Source organism: Segetibacter sp. (genome assembly GCF_025963695.1).
Taxonomy (GTDB): Bacteria; Bacteroidota; Bacteroidia; order Chitinophagales; family Chitinophagaceae; genus Segetibacter.
In genome coordinates this window covers 44,921-64,989 of sequence record NZ_JAOQAH010000053.1, presented here as the reverse complement: position 1 = coordinate 64,989, position 20,069 = coordinate 44,921, and the positions used below count along the sequence as shown (strand labels likewise).

The following is a 20,069-nucleotide window of genomic DNA, read 5'->3' as shown; positions in this document are numbered from 1 at the left end:
GGCATTTGATTTAATCTTCAGAAGCAAGCCTAAATATTTCTTACAACGAGACTTCCTAACTTACCTCAAAACAACTCCCGCTAATGGCGGTAAGTTTAATATAAGTTTCAGCGTTCCGTCTTCTTTGCTTACAATTTCAGTTCTTACTTTAGGATTATAAACGTCACCGGTTCCGTAATATTTCGTCGCATCGCTGTTAAACACCTCTTCCCAGTTTCTTTTGCCTTTTACGGTCACCTCGAAGTCCATGCGGGGCTCGGGCAGCATATTTAAAAACACAATTACGTCATCCTTACGGTCAAGCCCTATTCGTCTATACACAATTACACACTCATTGCGATGGTTGAGATCAACCCATTCGAAGCCGCCCACTTCAAATTGCTTTTCATGTAGAGCCGGCTCTTTACTGTATAAAAGGTTCAGATCTTTTACGCAGTGTTGCAATAAACGATGAGGAGTGTGACTTAACAACTCCCATTGCAATTCGCCCTTATAATCCCATTCTTTCGTCTGCCCAAACTCACTTCCCATAAAAAGTAGTTTAGCTCCCGGATGAGTGTACATATAGGTGTACAATAACCTAAGGTTGGCAAACTTCTGCCATTCATCGCCCGGCATTTTATAAATCATCGGGCTCTTACCATGAACGACTTCATCATGGCTTATCGGCAACATAAAGTTTTCATCATTGAAATAAGCCATACTAAATGTGATCTGGTCCTGGTGGTGAGGCCTGGCAAACTGATCGCGCTTAAAATAGTTCAACGTATCATGCATCCAGCCCATCATCCATTTCATTCCAAAGCCAATTCCTCCCGCAAATGTGGGTCTCGATATTCCGGGCCAGTCGGTAGATTCTTCAGCAATCGTTTGTACATCAGGAAAATCACGGTAAATAGTTTCATTGAGATCTTTGATAAAAGCAATTGCCTCAAGATTGCCGTTTCCACCAAATTCATTAGGCTCCCACTCCCCTTCTTTGCGGCTATAGTCAAGCCTTAACATCGAGGAAACAGCATCGACCCTTATTCCGTCAATATGAAATTTCTCAAACCAAAATCTTGCGTTACTTATTAAAAACGATTTTACCTCTCCCCTTTTATAGTTAAAAATATACGAGTTCCAGTCGGGATGAAAACCCTTGCGCCTATCGGCATACTCATAAGTATGGGTACCGTCAAACATATACAAACCATGCGAATCATAAGGAAAATGTGATGGCACCCAATCTAGAATAACACCAATACCTGCATGGTGAAACGCATCGACCATAGCAGCAAAGTCTTGTGGACTACCAAAGCGACTGGTGGGTGCATAATAACCTGTTCCCTGGTAACCCCAACTTCCGTCAAACGGATGTTCCATTACGGGCATCAATTCAACATGGGTAAAACCCATTTCCTTCACATATGGAACTAACCTCTCGGTTATCTGCTCATAAGTATTGTAACTTTCTTCATCATATTTTGAAGGCCGCATCCAGCTTGCAAGATGTACTTCATATACTGACCATGCAGACGTTAATGCGTTGTGCGCAGCCCTTTTCTTCATCCATTTCTCATCAGTCCATTCGTAGTCAACATTTCTTGTAATAGACGCAGTATAAGGCCGCTTTTCCCAATAATGTGCGTACGGATCCCCTTTGTCTACGAGTGCGCCGTTAAATCCATGAATGTGATACTTATACGCCTCTCCCTCCTGCACGCCGGGAATAAACCCTTCCCAAATACCGGATTTATCAAGGCGAACAAAAAGTGCATGACTGGTTTTATTCCAATTATTAAAATGTCCGATAACAGTAACATAGGTGGCATTAGGTGCCCAAACAGCAAAATAAGTTCCGGCGGTCTTGAGAACCTCTAATTGCTTGTTTCCAAATTTATTATAAGCTGAATAATGTGTACCGTTTTGAAAGTTGTTGATATCATCTTCCGAGAATAAAGAATAATTCCAGACAGGTTTGGCAGAGTCAACAAAATGCATTTCTTCATACTTCATCGAAGCCAGGCCCGTTGCTGATTTTTTGATATCAGTTGTTGAAATGGCTGAGGCCTTATTATTCGAATCGCTAGTATTATCTACGGCCATATTATTTAATTTTTATAAAGATAAAGAAACACCTTTTGTACTATAGTCCGAAAAAAACATCCTTTCCCAACCGGCATATTGCTATAAAACAAGAAGGACAGAAGATCGCTGTCTCCTGTCCTTGTTGTTACACCTATTAATAATCCTTCAACTTATATCGTTGCCTATACGTCTCTCTTCTCCCATACCAAAGCGCTCGCGCCTAAAATAGCCGCATCGGCTTCCTTCAACTCACTTAAAATTAGTTTTACCTTATTCTGAAATATGTTGAGCACGTTCTTCTCCATGTGCTCCTTGGTAGGATCCAAAATAAGACTACCTGCTTTAATAACTCCACCAAATAAAATAATTGCTTCCGGTGAAGAAAACATAATAAAATTGGCAAGAGACTCCCCTAAGATTTGTCCTGTAAACCTGTATACTTCCTGTGCAATTTCATCGCCTTGCATTGCACATTCATAAACCAGCTTCGAGTCAATTTGTTCAAGAGGATAATTGCGTAGTAAAGTCGGTTTATCTGTTTGCTGCAACATTTCCTTTGCCGTTAAAACAATACCGGTTGCAGATGCATAACTTTCTAAAGAACCATAAGCGCCGGTACCTTCATGTTTGCGTCCACCAGGTCTTATAATTGTATGCCCAAGTTCACCGGCAAAACCATCATGTCCATAAATTAGTTGACCATTCGAAACGATGCCACTTCCAACACCGGTACCAAGGGTAATGACAATAAAATCTCTCATCCCCCGGGCTGCCCCATACATCATTTCTCCAACAGCAGCGGCATTAGCATCGTTTGTTAGTGAACACTGTAAATTAAATTTATCCGATACCATTTTCGCTAACGGAATAACGCCGCGCCAGGGCAAATTAGGAGCAAAGTCAATCGTTCCTGTATAAATGTTTCCGTTTGGCGCACCAACTCCAATACCTTTAATATTCTCTATTCCAACGGCATCAATTGAAGGTTTTAATTCCTTGTACAAATCATCAACAAAATCATTCACATCATCATATTCGTTTGTTCGAATGTTACTTCCTCTATATGATATATCGCCCCGATGATTCACTAACCCATACTTAGTACCCGTTCCCCCAATATCAATTCCGATAGCATATTGATCAACCCTATTTGGCATCAGCAAAAGTTTTAATTCCGAAAATATTTAAAAAGTTTAAAGTTGTCAAAACCAGAACCCGAAACTTTAAACTCAAAACCCACAACTTCCTTTACCCATTCCTGTTAACGCAATTCAAATCATCAAAAGCAGCTTCAAGCCTTTTAATAAATGTCTCTTCGCCTTTACGTAACCACACACGAGGATCGTAATATTTCTTGTTCGGCTTATCTGCGCCCTCGGCATTACCTAACTGGCCTTGCAAATAACCTTCGTTCTTTTTGTAGTTATTCAAAACACCTTCCCAAAAAGCCCATTGCATATCGGTATCAATGTTCATCTTAATTGCGCCGTAACTGATTGCTTCGCGAATTTGGTTTTGTGGTGAACCACTTCCGCCATGAAATACAAAATACACCGGCTTTTCGTTGGTGCTAAAATGTTCCTGGATGTATTGCTGGCTATTCCTTAAAATCTCAGGCCTTAACTCTACGTTACCCGGGCTATACACACCGTGCACATTACCAAAAGCTGCTGCCACCGTAAATAGACTTCCCACTTCACGAAGCTCTTCAAAAGCATGAGCCACCTCTCTTGGCTGAGTATATAATTTTTCGTTCTCTACATCACTGTTATCTACTCCGTCTTCCTCACCACCTGTTACACCCAGTTCAATTTCAATGGCCATTCCTAATGGTGCCATCCTTTTAAAAAACTGAACACATGTTTCAATATTTTCTTCCAACGACTCCTCAGACAAGTCGAGCATGTGGGAGCTAAACAGCGGCTGGCCTTTTTCTTTATGAAACTGTTGTCCGGCATCAATCAAACCACTGATCCAGGGAAGCCATTTTTTAGCAGCATGATCGGTATGCAGCACTACAGGAACGCCATAATACTTTGCCACATTGTGAACGTGCAACGCACCTGAAATAGCACCGGAAATATTTGCCTGCAGGTTATCATTCGGCATTCCTTTACCGGCTATAAATTGAGCACCGCTATTTGAAAATTGAATAATAACAGGAGAATTAACTTTAGCCGCCGTTTCAAGTGTAGCATTAATTGAATTTGTGCCGATGCAATTAACTGCTGGCAATGCAAACTCATTTTCTTTAGCATCTTTCAAAAGAGCTTCGAGTTCTTCACCGAAAACGACTCCTGCTTTGTACTTTTTCATTATCAAGAATTTTTAAAATTGGATTGCAAATTATGAATTATCATTAACTAAGTTTATAAAAAAAGTAGGCGTTGCAATCTCGTGTCTGTTATTCCTGATATTCATAGCACCGTGTCAACTACTATTTTGCAGGACTATTAGCCAACCCGAAGAACTTCAATGAAACATTCTTGCGTCGCACCGTTGTACGGCAAATCGTTGTGCAGCTTTTTTGGCAGCAGCACTAACAGATGAGCCACACCTGCAAAGTGTGGCTCATCCGGCAAAAGCGACATCGAAAAAATATCTTCAAGCATCAAAATTCTCTTCCACAAACTTTCTGCAATAATCTTTTATCATCTCCCTCACCCTTCTAAACTCCGCCATAATTTCTTCTTCGGTTCCGGTTGCTTTTGCAGGGTCAGGAAAATTGTAATGATATTTTTTGGCATTCGACGAAAAAAATGGGCAACGTTCTTTTGCATTGTCACAAACAGTAATTACATAGTCAAAGTTTATGTCTGTGTATTCCAAAATATTATTTGAAGTATGACGAGAAATATCAATCTCATCTTCTTTCATTATAGCGATCGCTTTTGGGTTAACTCCGTGGGTCTCCACTCCAGCACTATATATTTCAGCCTTACCTGGGGCAAAATGCCTTAAATAACCTTCCGCTATCTGGCTGCGGCAACTATTGCCGGTACATAAAACTAGAATCCTCTTCATACTTTTTATATTGTATTAAATTTCGCCTTCTTCATATATCACCTTGCGATCTTACTTTAGAAACTCACATTTTAGTAAAGATTACCATACACATTTTAGTTACAACATTCAGGTCCGCAACAAGCTGACTTTACTTCTGCAGGTTTTTCTGCATATACCGTTATGCTTCGAATGCCGGTTCCATCTCTTTTAAAATCTTCAATTTGTTCCGCAGTTAAGTAATTACTTAAAATGTCATCAGGAATCACGATCGCTTTATCTTTTTGAACGGTGATACTTGCAAATCCATTTGTTTTTATCAATTCCAGGTAATCTTGTTTTTGAATTGCACCGGCCACACATCCTGCATACATTTCGGCAGCTTCTTTTATTTGCTTTGGCAATTCACCTTCCAATACGATGTCAGAGATAGAGAAATGCCCGCCTGGTTTCAATGTTCTGAATATTTCTTTAAACACCCCATCTTTATTTGGAACAAGGTTAAGCACACAGTTGCTTACAATAACGTCAGCTACGTTTGAGGTTACAGGCATTTTTTCAATATCCCCCTGCCGAAACTCAACATTATGTACACCTCTTGCTTCGGCATTTAACCTGGCCCTTTCAATCATGGCAGGGGTAAAGTCTATACCAATCACTTTACCGGTTTCACCTGTTTCATTTCTTGCAATAAAAGCATCGTTACCTGCGCCACTTCCCAGGTCAATTACTACATCACCTTTTTTTATTTTTGCAAATTGCGTTGGCAAACCACAACCTAAACCTAAATCAGCATCTGCATTGTAACCTTCCAGGTTTGTATAATCATCTGCCATAATGTTGTATACTTCTGTACTGCAACATCCCGACCCGCAGCAGGACGATTCATTTGTCTCTTTGTCTTGCAAAGCAATCTCTGAATACTTCTGGCGCACCAGTTCTTTTACATTGTCTTGTGTGTTCATGATTTATTGTTTTATTGTTCAATGGTTTGCTGACTTTGGGGTTTCTAATTTGATCGATCACATTCCCAATCGTAAAATACCGATCAATAGGTTCAAAAAAAATCAGCAACAGTTGCTGCCTGACTTTAAAGTGTCGAAAAATGAGTTAAGGTGTACCTGCGCCGCTTTCCATTCTTTCTCATCAATGCAATAGCAAACCCGGGCTCCTTCAATATCACCTTTTATCAAACCTGCTTCTTTCAATTCTTTAAGGTGCTGCGAAACTGTACTTTGAGACAATGGCAATTCATCTACTATGTCACCACATACGCAAGCTTGCCGTTTTGCAAGCAGGCTTAGTATAGCTATACGTGCCGGATGGGCTAATGCCTTGGCATATTTTGCCAGTTGATTCTCCTTAACTCCAAATTCGTGTGATTTTGTTGCTCCCATAAGTACATCGCAATATTACGATTAGTTTTTTAAATACCCCGGCTTTTCTATTTTTTTAGCAAAAAACTTTTACTCTTATCGGTCTCCCATACTGGCATTTCACTTTTGTTATGTTCCTTGCGTAAGACTTTGTGGTCTTCTTACTTCACTTTATGCGTTTTTTGAAAGTACAGCAAGGCACTTGAGGCAACAATTTGCATTCAGCTTCTTATATAGAATTAGTGGGAATTTTGGTGGGCGCCTGAAAAAGATGAATAGCAAAATAACAGCAAAAGTGAGTGACACAACGATGTTGAAAAAGGGTATAAAGCTGGCAAAATAGAATGACCCCTAATACCAACTTGGACTATCAATTAAAACGTTGTGATCGTTTGCATAACAAACGGCGTAGTTAAAACCTTTTTGAAGACAAAAGGCTCCGTGTTGCCCTGCCTTGTTTATGGCTATAAAACCTACCTGGTTTTCTTTTGCTTTTTTGGGATCTTTTTTTACAATCCGCTCGACTGCTTTTTTGCATGCCGCCTGTGGCGACAATCCTTGTCTCATTAACTCAACCACCAAATGAGTTCCGCAGATCTTTATCACCTCTTCGCCAACACCAGTTGCAGTGGCGGCGCCAACTTCATTATCAACAAAAAGACCGGCACCGATGATGGGAGAATCGCCTACCCTTCCGCGCATTTTAAAACCCATACCGCTGGTGGTACAACTGCCACTAAGATTTCCGGCTGCATCTAACGCAACCATTCCAATTGTATCATGATTGAAGGTTCCGTCTTTAAACCTGGTAGGGGCAAAAGGACCATGACCACTGTTTTCGATATTTATTACGGGTTTATAAGTAGACGTTTTCAGCCATTCCTTGTATTGCTTGTCAGCAGCCGGCGAAAGTTTTTGCTCTTCCAGAGTAAACCCCTCACTTACTGCAAACTTCTGGGCGCCTTCTCCAACCAACATTACATGCGGCGTTTTTTCCATCACCCTTCGCGCTACCGTAATCGGATGTTTTATGCGTTCCAATGCAGCCACACATCCTGCATTTCCTTTTTCATCCATGATCGATGCATCGAGGGTAACAATTCCATCACGATCGGGATTAGCGCCGAGGCCCACACAACAATTAATAGCATTTTCAGTAACCATTACGCCCGCCTCAACAGCATCAATTGCTCGGCCTTTTTTGCTCAGTATTTGCCATGCCGCATTATTTGCAGCAATGCCTTCTTTCCATGTAGAAATCACAATAGGCCTGTTGCCCCTTTGAGGTGCCCTAAAAAATTCCGGACTAACAAGACCTGTGATTCCCAAAGTGGACAATTGAAGAAAATATCGTCTTTTAATCATTGCAATTTTTTTATGTTGAGTTGTACTTTCGTTGTTACCAAAATAAATATAAGGGGTTAAAAAGTATTGAAGACTTTATCTTTATCCCCTGAATTTTTAACTACAAACAAAAGTCTGATGCCTTTAGATCCAACTCAAATATTTGATGCATGTCGTAGAAATGACAGGGAACTGGTTGAAAAAATTTACGAAGAAAATGCAGAGGCTATACATACAGTAGACATGAAAGGGTTTACACCGTTGATTCTTGCAGTGTATAATAACTCGGTTGAAGTAGTTGATTTTCTTTTGGAAAAAGGAGCTGGTACAAGCGGGCAGGATGCCGCCGGCAACACAGCTTTGATGGGTGTATGTTTTAAAGGTTATACAGAACTTGCACGAAAATTAGTTGATGCCGGTGCAGACGTAAATGAAAGAAATTCTAACGGGGCAACGGCGCTAACATTTGCTGCCACTTTTGGTCATTTGCAAATAGCTGAAATATTGCTACAAAAAGGCGCAGATGTATTTGTGCAGGATGCAAGAGGTAAAACACCTTTAGATCATGCAAGGTTGCAAGAGAACTGGCCGATGTACGATTTGATAGAGCAATATGCAGTAAATAAGTAATCATAGCACCAAAGCGGCTGTCGGCAGTTAAACGAAAAAGCATTTACTGTTTGTATCTAAGACTACCGCCTAGTTTAATCATTGTTGCGCGGTTGCGCTATCTAACTAATCAGCCTTTCCACCTAACACTCCTCAACTTCTGCAGGGTGTTGGCTTAAGCTTACACCTAAAACCAAACAGCTTTCACTTTAAACTATACGTCGAGATCTGATTACAAACTCCACCGTCTTGTTATTTTACCGGAAGTTGCTTTATTGCTTCATCAATAAATTCAATAACTTTCGATCGAGCTTATGGCCGTTCCAGTCTTCGTAGGCCACATCGGTGCGACCTGAGTCTATAACGCCAAAGTCGCCAATGAAATTCCATAAAGCAAAGCCAATCTTGTTTTCAGAAAGTATACTAAGTACATCGGAAAACCAGGCAATAAAAACATCGTGTGGTGTTTTGTTCCATGCCCCACATTCTCCGCAATGTACTCCAACACCCTTCTTGGTCAAATCGATCCATGGCTTATAAAACTCCTCAAGCATGGTACGGCTCAAGAACTGCTTTCCAACCTGCCCGGGCCATTTCGGCTGCGGCAAATTCTCGGGATCCTTATTTGCCCATGGCGCCTTATAATGTGAAATAATACCGGGATTGTAACCACGACAACTTTGTGCAATATTCAAATCAATTATTTCAGGAATAACATTACTGCCCACGTTATTACCGTCGGCAATAACCAAATGTCCGGAATTTTCTGTACGAATAGCTTCGGCTGCCGCTTTAGCCACCTTGCGATAAATTGCTCCAGGCACTTCACTTCTCTTCGAGAGTTGGTCATTCATATCTTCCCGCATGCTGGGTTCGTTCAGCAAGTCGAAACTTATTTTTTTAGAAGAAACATTTTTATAGCGTCTTGCCCACATTGCCCAGTGAAAATTGAATGCTTTCTGTGCTTCCTCATTCGTCCACAAGTTATACGGTTCATTAAAACCTGCATTAACACAATAACCGGGAGCCCTATGCAGGTTTAGGCTGACGTGCATATTGTACTTGTGCCCCATCCTTACCAGGCTGTCTATGCGATCTACTGCTTCATTGTTTATCTTATAAACGTCATCGGTTGTAATGTTTTTGGTTCTATCGATATTAAGGTAATATGGATAAGCCATTGGTATTCGTACAAAGTCAAATCCCCAGTCCCGCATCCAACGAAAATGATCTTCGGTGGTTGGTTTTGTGGTAGGTTTTGGATTAGGTGAAAAGAAATCGAGTAGGTTAAACCCCCTCCACTGCGGAAGATTGTTTTTAGGGGGAGTTGCTAAGCCTACTGGCGCAATGTTGGTTAAAGCGAGCCCCGCTGTTGCCAGGCTTGTGTTTTTTATAAATATTCTTCTTTCCACTTTTTAACTTTTTTTCATTTCCAATGTAAACAATTCGTTTGTTACAGCCTGCTGTTACCTGCAACAACCTGTTTTAGCTTTACAAATTACCTAAAATATTAAAGCAAATTTGCTTTAAGTTTCAAGGTACTGATAGGGACTTTCATAGATGAAGTAAACCACCAGGCAGCACCGAAACGTTTACTACGGCAGGTTACGGAAGAATAAATCTGTTGGTTTATTGCGCACATTATCGCTGCCATAGAATCGCTTGCAACCTCGCCACCGTTCGGGCTGCTGACAGGTCTTTTGTATGAGGCGTTTTACCCCGCCCAAGGCTTAAGCTTACTTTTAGCGAACATGCCTTAATTAGTCCTTATAACGGTGGCATCGGCCTTATGTTTAGAGTGGTGCCGTACACAATAAATGGGTGTTTAACAGATGCACGGGTTGTAGTACACATTGCGTTTAGTGAGATGGAATATGAAGAGTGTAAATTTTACCAGTTAAACCTGGAACGGTCAAGAATAGATACATTACGTATGAACCGGACGGTTGGTAACGTGTGTTACTTGCACACGTAGACTTATTCTTTCTTCATGCCGGGATACTTCATATTTAACCCCTTTAAAGTATCGCGCACTGTTGTGGCAATTGTATATTCTTTAAACCAATTTTGATCAGAAGGAACTATTGTCCAGGGCAGTTCGTTGCATTGCTCAAAACAGTCTTCGTACGCATTCATATAATCGTCCCAAAGCTTCGCCTCCTTAAAATCATTTTCATTGTACTTCCATTGTTTCGTCACATCAGAGATGCGCTCGTTTAAACGCTCTTGCTGCTCTTGCTTTGACACGTGCAGGTAAAACTTCAGCACCTGGGTTTGATTATGCTCGAGAAGCAATTTTTCGAAACTATTTATTGCTTTCATTCTTTTAAAAGCAGTTTCATCATCTATCCATTTATGTACGCGGGTAATTAATACATCCTCGTAATGCGAACGGTTAAACACCTGAATAGTACCTTTTAAAGGAGCGTGTTGGTGAATACGCCATAAAAAATCATGACCCAACTCATGAGGCGTAGGCGTTTTAAAAGATGTAACAGATACACCCTGGGGATTTAAAGTACCAAATACATCTTTAATAGCACCGTCCTTTCCACTTGCATCCATGCCCTGTATAACTACTAACAACGAATGTTTTCCTTCGGCAAATAATAAGTTTTGTAACTCATCTAATTCTTCTAATACAGAAACAAGCGCTTGCTTTGTTTGAATTTTATCCATTTCTTTTGGTGCACGGGTCGAAATTTTTGAAAGGCTTTGCGGCATGTTTTGGGTTTGAAACTTTATAAATGCGTTTTAGAGAAGTAGATTAGTGATTGCCCATACTGTGCTTTTACAACAAAAAGATGCCAGCCCTACAACACATAAAGGAAACGTTTAACATGTTGATAATGAAGACAACAGAATAAACAATTAAGTTTGCACGTCTCATTCTAACAGGACCAAAGCTAGATAAACCCGACCAATAGAAGGGGGTAATGGTTGGCATAGAGTTGGAAGCAGAAGATAATATTTTTAAATATTTAGCTTGAACAGGTTTTATGAACGTCACCTTAACTAATAGGTTAGGAATATTTGAATATGTAAAGGAAAAATACGAGGTAATTGTATTTGCAATTTATGCAATCTTACTAACTGTCGTTGTTTCGCATCACGAGCCATGGATGGATGAAGCGCAGGCATGGTTGCTTGCAAAAGACACGAGCATCAAAGAGTTGTTTGTTACTTACTTAAGGTACGAGGGGTCTCCCGGTTTATGGCATCTTATTTTAATGATTCCTGCTAAACTAGGTTTTCCGTACTACTCAATAAACATACTGTCGGCACTTTTTGCAGCATCGGGTGTTTGGATTTTTATCAGGCATGCTCCGTTTCCGCCACTTATTAAAATATTGTATCCTTTTACATTTTTTGTATTTTTTCAATATGGTGTTGTAGCCAGGAATTATTGCCTTATTTCCCCCATTTTATTTCTTATTGCATTTAACTACAATAAGAAGAACGATCACCCTTATCTTTTCACATTACTGCTTTGCCTGTTGGCAAACATAAGCGCCCATACCTTTCTGATTGCAGGTTCGATAGCTTTTGTTCATTTTATTGATATTATTAAAGCCTGGAAAAATACAAACACAAGAACGAGAACTCACCAGCTAATCTCGCTTTTTATCTTTGGATTAGTCGCACTTCTGGTCATATACATTATTATGACACCGCCTGACCAGATCTATGCTAACTATATCAACTCTAACATAAAACTAGGGTGGATTATAGCCAGAAGAATGATAGCAGGATCGTTGGTGATGAATGAGTTTACACATCTTCCAATGCTTTTTGGCATAGTTGCGCTAATCATATTCTCTACTACTTTCATTTGGTTTTTTAAAAATAAGACCGGGCTCGTGTACCTACTTCCATTGATATTACTTTCAATTCTGTTTGGAATTAAATACAGGAACCTGTGGCACCAGGGCGTTTTATTTTTACTGTGGATTTTCGTTCTATGGATTAGTTATGAAAAGTACAGGAACGAGAACCCGAGGGGTCTTACTAAAGCGGTAGTTGCAGGCATGGCAGTGGTATTTGTGGTACAGATTTACTGGTCTGTGAACGTGGTAAAATATGACCTCTATCATAATTACTCGGCAGGACAGAGTGTAGCAAAATATATTAAAGACAAAAAGCTTGACCAGGAAAATATCTATATCAGCGGGTGGAAAAATATTTCTATACTTCCTTATTTCTCAAAAAACATTTTTTCTAATCACAACAACGGATCGGATCACCGGTTCTGGAATTGGTCGATATATAATGTAACGAGTGTAGGTGCCTCAAAGGCTGTATTAGACACAATAGAATGCCTGCAACCTGGCGTAGTAATATTCGCATCCGATCACATTAAGAGTAAGGCAAAGATTGAACTGCGGGGATATAAAGCAGTTGCATTTTTTAAAGGCTACCTGTGCTGGAAAACCGGTCTCAGCGAGCCCGAGTGCTACCTGATATTTAGAAAAACCAAGGAAAATGAGTCTGAGAAAATCGCGTACGACAGCAGAACCGAAAGTAAAAACAAAGCTCTTCAAAAGTCTACTTTTTAGATCATACGCATTACTTAGCCAAAAGATAGCGGAATAGGAATAACCAAAGTAAAAGTGTGCGACGCAACGGCTGAAGAAAAAAGGACCTAAAGTCGATTACCAAAATAGTATTTGAACAGGAATTTTTTTTAAACAGCAGTTGATTTGTACAGCCCTACAAAAAGGCACACCCACCCACCAATAAAAGCCAATCCGCCTAAGGGAGTAATGGCACCGACCCAATCGAAATTAGGCTTTGCAGTAGCTTTAAAATAAGTTAAAAGGTACAAAGAACCGCAGAAAAGCAACATGCCAATCATAAACAAATTACCTGCCCACAACATCCACTTGCTCGAAAAATCACGGTAAAGAATACCTACAACGGCAAGTGCGAAAACATGATAAAACTGGTAACGAACACCTGTTTCAAAAATATTGACTGCAACATCAGAAGCAATCTTTTTGAGCGCGTGCGCACCAAACGCACCAAACGCAACAGAAACAGCGCCTAACAAAGCCGCTATCTGTAAAAAAGTTCTATGCATTTGAGGCGATTATTTTTAAGAAAGTAGTTTCAGAAAGCTCTTTGCTATTTAGTCTGTACGCACATTGATCATAAAAAGCCGTTCGCTCTTCCAGTTGTTTTTTGAGAAAGCTTTTTAATGACTGGTCATCCAAATCTTTTATTAAGGGGCGGTGGAATTTTTCTTTCGATAAGCGCTCGCATAAAGTCTCAACAGGCTCATCAATCCAAACAGTAATTCCGTGTTTATTCATCCACTTCATATTGTCGTTGTAGCAAGCAGTGCCGCCGCCGCATGATACAATAAATTGCTTTTTTTCGGAGAACAACCGCAGCATTTTTGCCTCTGCCTTTCTAAAGTATTCTTCGCCATCTTCCTCAAAAATCTCTTTAATAGATTTTTCCTCCATCATTTCAACCAACGAGTCCAGGTCATAAGCCGGCACTTTCAGCTTTTTCTTCAGCTTGTCGGCCCAGTACGATTTTCCCGAACCCATCATACCAATGAGAAAAATTTTTGCCTGAGTTTTTGCATCAGCAGGTAAATCTTTGGAAGTGGCTTTAGTTGGTTTTTTTGCAGTTATGGTAGTCATTGTGTTAGGTGTTATACATTTGCATCAATAGACAAATTCTAATATAAAATGTTGTTTGCCTGCCCCTGGTTTTTCGAAAAAATAGTTAAAGGCTCTTGAACGGGTGGCAAATTATTTTTTGATAAAGCAAAGCCATCGGGGTGGTAACAACAACTAATATTGATGAAAAGAAGGCTACTTTTTAATTTCCTTAACTATTCGGTTACTTCTTTATGTAAAGGCATTTAACCCCGTAACATCCATACCTGTTATTAGCAGGTGAATATCGTGGGTACCTTCATAGGTAATCACACTTTCAATATTCATCATGTGGCGCATAATGCTATATTCGCCTGTTATTCCCATTCCACCTAACAGTTGGCGCGCATCACGCGCAATGTTTGCAGCTATCTCGCAACTGTTTCTTTTGGCCATTGATATTTGTGCAGGCGTAGCACGATTTTCATTCATTAGCACACCTAGTCGCCAAACGAGCAATTGAGCTTTCGTTATCTCTGTTATCATCTCGGCAAGTTTCTTCTGCTGTAATTGAAAACCTCCTATCGGCCGGCCAAACTGCACCCGCTCCTTGCTGTAATGTAAAGCTGTATCGTAACAATCCATTGCCGCACCCAACGCCCCCCATGCAATACCATAACGGGCTTTGCTTAAACAACCCAGCGGCCCCTTCAGACCTTTCACATTAGGAAGAATATTTTCTTTGGGCACCTTCACCTGGTCAAAAACCAATTCACCTGTTGCACTTGCTCTGAGGCTCCATTTACCGTGCGTGGTGGGCGTCGAAAACCCTTCCATTCCGCGCTCAACTACTACCCCCTGAATTTCTCCCTCATCATTCTTTGCCCAAACAACAGCAACTTGCGCAAAAGGTGCATTACTGATCCACATTTTCGACCCATTTAAAACAACATGATCACCTGCATCTTTTATAGTTGTTAGCATGCCTGCCGGGTTGCTTCCGTAATCAGGCTCGGTAAGACCGAAGCAACCAAGCCACTCGCCACTCGCCAACTTCGGCAAATATTTTTGCCGCTGTGCTTCACTACCATATGCATAAATAGGATACATAACAAGCGAGCCTTGTACCGATGCAGTTGATCTTACACCGCTGTCGCCCCTTTCCAATTCCTGCATCATCAAACCATAACTGATATAATCCATTCCTCCCCCTCCGTATGGTATCGGAATGGTTGGTCCGAAACAGCCCAGGTCTCCCAGCTGCTTTACAATTTGTTGCGGAAACTCGGCCCTTTGCGCATAATCTTCTATAATCGGTGATATCTCTTTTTTCACATAACTTCTAATGGTTTCGCGAACCATTCTTTGTTCTTCGGTTAACAACTCGTCCACCAGGTAATAATCCGGCGATTCAAACACATCTGTTTTAGCAGCCATTATCAATTATTTTATTTTTTGTACCCAGCCACCCTGGTACTATTAAACATTGTTGCGTCGCACACTTTTACATAATCGTCAATATTCAGCGAAATAGTACTGAAACGGTAAAAGTGTACAACTAATCATTCGTCATCAATTTCTCCTAATCAACATAAACTTCATAGTCGTCTTCAAGCACTTTTGTTACCAACAGCTTGATTTGGCTGCTGAGGATTCGATCTTCAGACAGTGTTGGAAGATTGTCGAAAGCAAAATAATCCACATCCAATACATCAAAGCCTTTGGTTATTTCTGTTGTAAGTTCCCTGCAGTAAAAAACCATTTTGTAAACATAAAAGGGCTGTGGTGGATGAGGATGCATTTTTTTATCAAACACTGCTAACAGTCGGTCAGGTATCACATCAAGTCCCGTCTCTTCTTTACACTCTTTTATAATTGTCTCCTTTGGACTAAACCCAATATCTGCCCATCCACCTGGTAACGACCACTTGCCATCTACACTTTCTTGTACCAGTAAAATCTTTTTATCTGCAGAAATCATTACACCACGTATATCAACCTTAGCTGTAGGATAATCTTTAGCAGGTGGAAAAATACAAGTCAAATCCTCCCTACTTGTTCCGCTTACTTCAGCAAAAAGATTTAAGCTAATCTGCTGCAGTTCCAGGTATCGCTCTTTATCGTATTCATTTTTACAATAAAGAAGTCCCACATCTGCCAGTGATTTTAAGCGCTTTATTTCGTTTAATATTCCAATGTCTTTCATAATAATGCGACGGATAAAATTAAGATTAACAGAACTTTTATACACAGAATCAAGAAAATTGCATCAGGTAATTCCTTAAACACCAAATGTTGTAATTTTCTTGTTTTAAGCCGCTAAAGATATATTAATGAATTTTGAAGCATCGCGCCGGTTTGCACAACAAAAGGACAAAGAAGATAAACTGGCAAAATATAAACAACAATTTTACTTTCCCCAGATAGACGGTGCGGATTCCATTTATTTCTGCGGCAACTCGCTGGGATTGCAGTCGAAGCAGGTACAGGCATCGGTTCAACAAGAATTAGATGATTGGAAAAACCGGGGCATAGCCGGTTTTTTAAACGCAAAAAATCCGTGGATGTATTACCAGGAATACTTCAAAAAATCCCTGTCGAAAATAGTTGGTTGCAAGGAAGATGAAGTAACCGTAATGAATAGCCTCACTGTTAATCTTCACTTGTTAATGCTGACTTTTTACCGTCCTACCAGTTCAAGATTTAAAATCATCATGGAAGCAGGGGCATTCCCATCAGACCAATACGCTGTTGAGACACAGGTAAAGCATCATGGTTTTGATTGGGATGCAGCAGTGATAGAAATTGCCCCGAGAGAAGGTGAAAAAACATTGCGGCACGAAGACATCCTATCGTTGATTGAAACCAATGGAGCTAGCGTAGCTATGGTGATGCTGGGTGGAATAAACTATTATACCGGCCAGTTATTCGATATAAAATCTATTACAGAAGCTACTCAAAAAGCCGGAGCTATTGCAGGTTTCGACCTGGCCCACGCAGCAGGTAACGTACACCTTGAACTGCATGACTGGAATGTAGATTTTGCTGTCTGGTGTTCATATAAGTACCTCAACGGTGGTCCAGGCGCCGTAGGTGGTTTATATGTACACGAAAGGTATGCAACTGATCCCTCTACGCCACGCTTTGCCGGTTGGTGGGGAAATGACGAGCAGGCAAGGTTTAAAATGAAGAAAGGTTTTGTGGCCAAGCCTAACGCGAGTGGCTGGAACATCAGCACGGCGCAGATCTTGAACATGGCTTCGTTAAAAGCCTCGCTTGAAATGTTTGAAGAAGCAGGTTTTGAAGATATTAAAGTTAAAAGCAGGGAACTAACGGCCTATCTGGAGTTTCTCTTACAGCAGTTGCATCATTTAGATTTTGAAATCATAACGCCCGCTCACCGCGAAAGTCGCGGCGCGCAACTGTCTTTATACTTTAAAGAAAGGGGAAAGGAGATCCACGAGAAAATGATTGACAGCGGAATTGTAGTGGACTACCGCGAGCCTGGAGTTGTGAGGGTTGCACCTGCCCCTCTTTATTGTTCTTACCAGGATGTTTATAGGTTTTATGAAATATTGAAGGACTTTGATTAAAACCTGTAAAACGCAATCCCTACAAAGAAGGTAAAACTTCATCGAATAAAATATTCATCTCGTCGTGGTATTGCCTGGCTATAGTCATTGCATCTTCTGCAAAACATTCATCGGTACCTGCATAAATAATTGCCCGGCTAACATTTACCAAAAGTCCTCCGTCAGCATGTAAGGCTGCGCGGGATACTTCTGCAAGACTTCCCCCTTGCGAACCAACCCCCGGCACTAAAAAAAAGTGTTCGGTATACGCTTTCCTAATCTGCTGTAGCTGCGCTGCTTTTGTGGCCCCTACAACAAACATCAGGTTTTCCGGCGTTCCCCAGCCTGCAATTTGTTGCATCACCTTTTCGTACAGATACTGTTGCGTGTGATGATGCCCCAGCGTTATTTCGGATAAAAACTCTTCGCTTTCCGTACGAACCACCAACTGCTGAAAATCTTCGCTACCCTTGTTTGAAGTCAGCCCCAGCACTATCGTCCATTTGTTTTCATATTCGAGAAACGGACGAACACTATCTTCCCCCATATACGGCGCTACAGTTACAGCGTCAAAATTGTACACTTCAAAAAACGTCTTTGCATATTGAGCAGACGTATTTCCTATATCACCACGTTTTGCATCTGCAATTTTAAAATGAGTTGAGGGTATATAATCAACCGTTTGCTCGAGTGCTTCCCAACCTTTTATACCCATTGCTTCATAGAAAGCCGTGTTAATTTTATAGCTAACGCAGAAGTCTTTTGTAGCATCGATGATTGCTTTATTAAACTCAAACACTGCTTGTTGATTACCCTGTAAATGTTTTGGCAGCTTATCTATATCAGTATCGAGACCTATACACAAATAATTTTTCTTCTCTTTAACCTGCCGTATCAATTCTTGCCTGTTCATGCTCAAGTTTTTAAAACAATAAATTTGGATAATCAGTAATTATTCCGTCAACTCCCCATTTCTTTAATTGCTTCATTTTCGGAAGATCGTTTACTGTCCATGGAATTATCTGCATACCCATCTTTTTACAATCAGCAATTAATTGCTCGTCCACCAGGTGAAACTCGGGACTATAGATCGTAGGAGTAAATCCTAATTTTGAAAGTTGATCTTGCACAGTACCAGCGCCCTCTACCAGGAAAGCTGTTTTAATTGACGGATATTTAAGATGAAGATATTGCAGCGTGCGAACGTCAAAAGATTGTATGATCGTTCTTTTTTCTATCTGTTTAGCTTTAATAACCTGTACCAGTAATTCTACAAATTCAGCCGGCTCAGGATGATATTGATTGTCTGTAGCAGGTTTAGATTTTGTTTCAATATTATAAAACTTAGCAGGAAGCTTTTTACGATTTGTATAAGTTTCTACACTGTCAATTAAATCAGCTAAACGGGGCTTGACAGCTTTTAATTTCTTCTGTTGCAGAAATTTGGGATGTACTTTCATACCCACATCAAACCTGCTTATTTCATCGTAAGTCATTTGATACAGCACCAGATTTTTTTCCTCTGCCTTTGTTAGATAACTACCGTCAGGTTTTGTAGTAATATCAGGATTAAAATAGGGATCGTGACTTACAATCACTTGCTTGTCTTTTGAAATCACCACATCCATCTCAAGCGTTGTTACGCCAAGGTCTACACCACCAAGCATTGCAGAAATTGTATTTTCAGGAAAAATACCGCGTCCGCCCCTATGGGCCTGCCAATCGAAAGTCATAGGCTTTGTATTATTTTTTGTTGCCACACAAGACAGCCATAATATAGAGCATACCCAAATAAATTTACTCATCGTTGCCCGCGTTTTTGCATGACCAATGCCAGTGCCTGTGCCTCGCTATCTCCATCACTTAAATGATTAATGATATTTGCATAACTCTCTTTATCCCTGTTCTGGCTAAGTTTAAATATGTGCGCTATCTCAGTCACTTCAATTTCAAAAGCCACAATCGCTTTGGTTAACCCGCTCACATAATCGCCCGAAAGATGCTCAACCAAAGACGGAGATGAAGCATTGTCTTCGAAATGAGCAGTAAGCCGGTGCAAGAGGTCTAATAAACCATCCTCATTTAAAAATTTCAATTTGCCTTTCGCGTGCACTGCCTGGTAATTCCACGTGCTTGCTTGTTGCTGGTTCTTGTACCAACTCGCGCTTACGTAAGCATGCGCGCCAGAAAAAATAACCAACACATCCGGATTTTGGAAAAGCGCCTTATAATGATCTGTCTGTTTAGCAATATGGGCAAGTAAGAAAAGCTTTTCTTCTCTTTCTTCAATTAAAACAGGAACATGTGTAGCAACCGGATGATGATTTGAGTCAACCCCTGTTATTATAGCAAACGGATGACTATTCATGAAGTCAATAACTTCCCTTTCATCATCAGCTTTATAATAGGGAATGTTGTACATGAGGCAAAAGTAATCGAAGGAATGTAAAGGATACCTGTTTACAAATAAAACAACCGCATCATAA

20 protein-coding genes are annotated in these 20,069 nt (G+C 40.5%); 3 read left to right on the top strand and 17 right to left on the bottom strand.

The window, feature by feature from the left end; genetic code table 11:
* Nucleotides 1-60 precede the first annotated feature (60 nt).
* The 8 genes from glgB to JWR87_RS09305 all read right to left on the bottom strand — a co-directional run bounded on the left by glgB (nucleotide 61) and on the right by JWR87_RS09305 (nucleotide 7,814).
* Entirely contained in the window at nucleotides 61-2,088 is a 2,028-nt protein-coding gene (gene glgB / locus JWR87_RS09340; protein WP_297818764.1) for a 1,4-alpha-glucan branching protein GlgB, read from the bottom strand.
* Nucleotides 2,089-2,252: 164 nt separating this feature from the next.
* Nucleotides 2,253-3,227, bottom strand: coding sequence for an ROK family protein (locus tag JWR87_RS09335; RefSeq protein ID WP_297818761.1), 975 nt, complete (start codon nucleotides 3,225-3,227; stop codon nucleotides 2,253-2,255).
* Nucleotides 3,228-3,318: 91 nt separating this feature from the next.
* On the bottom strand, nucleotides 3,319-4,386 hold the full coding sequence (gene fbaA / locus JWR87_RS09330) for a class II fructose-bisphosphate aldolase (RefSeq protein ID WP_297818758.1): 1,068 nt from the start codon (nucleotides 4,384-4,386) through the stop codon (nucleotides 3,319-3,321).
* A 137-nt stretch (nucleotides 4,387-4,523) separates the two neighbouring features.
* Complete coding sequence (locus JWR87_RS09325; RefSeq protein WP_297818755.1) at nucleotides 4,524-4,682, bottom strand: hypothetical protein; 159 nt, start codon at nucleotides 4,680-4,682, stop codon at nucleotides 4,524-4,526.
* On the bottom strand, nucleotides 4,675-5,094 hold the full coding sequence (locus JWR87_RS09320) for an arsenate reductase ArsC (protein ID WP_297818753.1): 420 nt from the start codon (nucleotides 5,092-5,094) through the stop codon (nucleotides 4,675-4,677). Before JWR87_RS09320 ends, JWR87_RS09325 begins: the two co-directional genes overlap by 8 nt.
* A 95-nt stretch (nucleotides 5,095-5,189) precedes the next feature.
* Nucleotides 5,190-6,038 carry an arsenite methyltransferase gene (locus JWR87_RS09315; RefSeq protein WP_297818750.1) on the bottom strand — a complete coding sequence of 283 codons (849 nt, stop codon included), beginning with the start codon at nucleotides 6,036-6,038 and terminating at the stop codon, nucleotides 5,190-5,192.
* Between the two features lie 102 nt (nucleotides 6,039-6,140).
* On the bottom strand, nucleotides 6,141-6,470 hold the full coding sequence (locus tag JWR87_RS09310; protein ID WP_297818747.1) for a metalloregulator ArsR/SmtB family transcription factor: 330 nt from the start codon (nucleotides 6,468-6,470) through the stop codon (nucleotides 6,141-6,143).
* A 330-nt stretch (nucleotides 6,471-6,800) separates the two neighbouring features.
* The gene (locus JWR87_RS09305) at nucleotides 6,801-7,814 is read right to left on the bottom strand and encodes a N(4)-(beta-N-acetylglucosaminyl)-L-asparaginase (RefSeq protein ID WP_297818744.1); all 1,014 of its coding nucleotides are present in this window, start codon (nucleotides 7,812-7,814) and stop codon (nucleotides 6,801-6,803) included.
* A gap of 117 nt (nucleotides 7,815-7,931) precedes the next feature.
* On the opposite strand from JWR87_RS09305, the gene JWR87_RS09300 reads away from it, so the two are divergent.
* Nucleotides 7,932-8,423 (top strand): ankyrin repeat domain-containing protein, encoded by a 492-nt coding sequence (locus JWR87_RS09300; RefSeq protein ID WP_297818741.1) that lies wholly within the window; start codon nucleotides 7,932-7,934, stop codon nucleotides 8,421-8,423.
* Between the two features lie 251 nt (nucleotides 8,424-8,674).
* Here the strand turns inward: JWR87_RS09300 and JWR87_RS09295 are convergent, their stop codons facing one another.
* The gene (locus JWR87_RS09295; protein WP_297818737.1) at nucleotides 8,675-9,814 is read right to left on the bottom strand and encodes a cellulase family glycosylhydrolase; all 1,140 of its coding nucleotides are present in this window, start codon (nucleotides 9,812-9,814) and stop codon (nucleotides 8,675-8,677) included.
* A 565-nt stretch (nucleotides 9,815-10,379) separates the two neighbouring features.
* Nucleotides 10,380-11,126 carry a PPK2 family polyphosphate kinase gene (locus tag JWR87_RS09290; RefSeq protein WP_297818734.1) on the bottom strand — a complete coding sequence of 249 codons (747 nt, stop codon included), beginning with the start codon at nucleotides 11,124-11,126 and terminating at the stop codon, nucleotides 10,380-10,382.
* A gap of 275 nt (nucleotides 11,127-11,401) precedes the next feature.
* Here JWR87_RS09290 and JWR87_RS09285 point away from each other — a divergent pair, with 275 nt between their 5' ends.
* Nucleotides 11,402-12,958: a hypothetical protein gene (locus tag JWR87_RS09285; RefSeq protein WP_297818731.1), complete on the top strand. Its 1,557-nt coding sequence runs from the start codon at nucleotides 11,402-11,404 to the stop codon at nucleotides 12,956-12,958.
* A gap of 128 nt (nucleotides 12,959-13,086) precedes the next feature.
* Here the strand turns inward: JWR87_RS09285 and JWR87_RS09280 are convergent, their stop codons facing one another.
* From JWR87_RS09280 to JWR87_RS09265, 4 genes are all read right to left on the bottom strand, one after another.
* The gene (locus JWR87_RS09280) at nucleotides 13,087-13,482 is read right to left on the bottom strand and encodes a DUF423 domain-containing protein (protein ID WP_297818728.1); all 396 of its coding nucleotides are present in this window, start codon (nucleotides 13,480-13,482) and stop codon (nucleotides 13,087-13,089) included.
* Nucleotides 13,475-14,053, bottom strand: coding sequence for a shikimate kinase (locus JWR87_RS09275; RefSeq protein ID WP_297818725.1), 579 nt, complete (start codon nucleotides 14,051-14,053; stop codon nucleotides 13,475-13,477). The genes JWR87_RS09280 and JWR87_RS09275 overlap by 8 nt, the downstream gene beginning before the upstream one ends.
* 210 nt (nucleotides 14,054-14,263) lie before the next feature.
* Nucleotides 14,264-15,448 (bottom strand): acyl-CoA dehydrogenase family protein, encoded by a 1,185-nt coding sequence (locus JWR87_RS09270; RefSeq protein ID WP_297818723.1) that lies wholly within the window; start codon nucleotides 15,446-15,448, stop codon nucleotides 14,264-14,266.
* Nucleotides 15,449-15,593: 145 nt separating this feature from the next.
* On the bottom strand, nucleotides 15,594-16,217 hold the full coding sequence (locus JWR87_RS09265; protein WP_297818720.1) for an NUDIX hydrolase: 624 nt from the start codon (nucleotides 16,215-16,217) through the stop codon (nucleotides 15,594-15,596).
* 127 nt (nucleotides 16,218-16,344) lie between these two features.
* On the opposite strand from JWR87_RS09265, the gene kynU reads away from it, so the two are divergent.
* Nucleotides 16,345-17,604 carry a kynureninase gene (kynU, locus tag JWR87_RS09260; RefSeq protein WP_297818716.1) on the top strand — a complete coding sequence of 420 codons (1,260 nt, stop codon included), beginning with the start codon at nucleotides 16,345-16,347 and terminating at the stop codon, nucleotides 17,602-17,604.
* 19 nt (nucleotides 17,605-17,623) lie between these two features.
* Here kynU and pyrF read toward each other — a convergent pair whose 3' ends face one another.
* Genes pyrF through JWR87_RS09245 form a run of 3 tightly spaced genes read right to left on the bottom strand, consistent with a single transcriptional unit; the run spans nucleotide 17,624 to nucleotide 20,005 of the window.
* A complete protein-coding gene (gene pyrF / locus JWR87_RS09255; protein ID WP_297818712.1) occupies nucleotides 17,624-18,496 on the bottom strand; it encodes an orotidine-5'-phosphate decarboxylase in 873 nt (290 codons plus the stop codon).
* A gap of 10 nt (nucleotides 18,497-18,506) precedes the next feature.
* A complete protein-coding gene (locus JWR87_RS09250) occupies nucleotides 18,507-19,388 on the bottom strand; it encodes a glycerophosphodiester phosphodiesterase (protein ID WP_297818710.1) in 882 nt (293 codons plus the stop codon).
* Nucleotides 19,385-20,005, bottom strand: coding sequence for an FMN-binding negative transcriptional regulator (locus JWR87_RS09245; protein WP_297818707.1), 621 nt, complete (start codon nucleotides 20,003-20,005; stop codon nucleotides 19,385-19,387). Before JWR87_RS09245 ends, JWR87_RS09250 begins: the two co-directional genes overlap by 4 nt.
* Nucleotides 20,006-20,069: the final 64 nt, after the last annotated feature.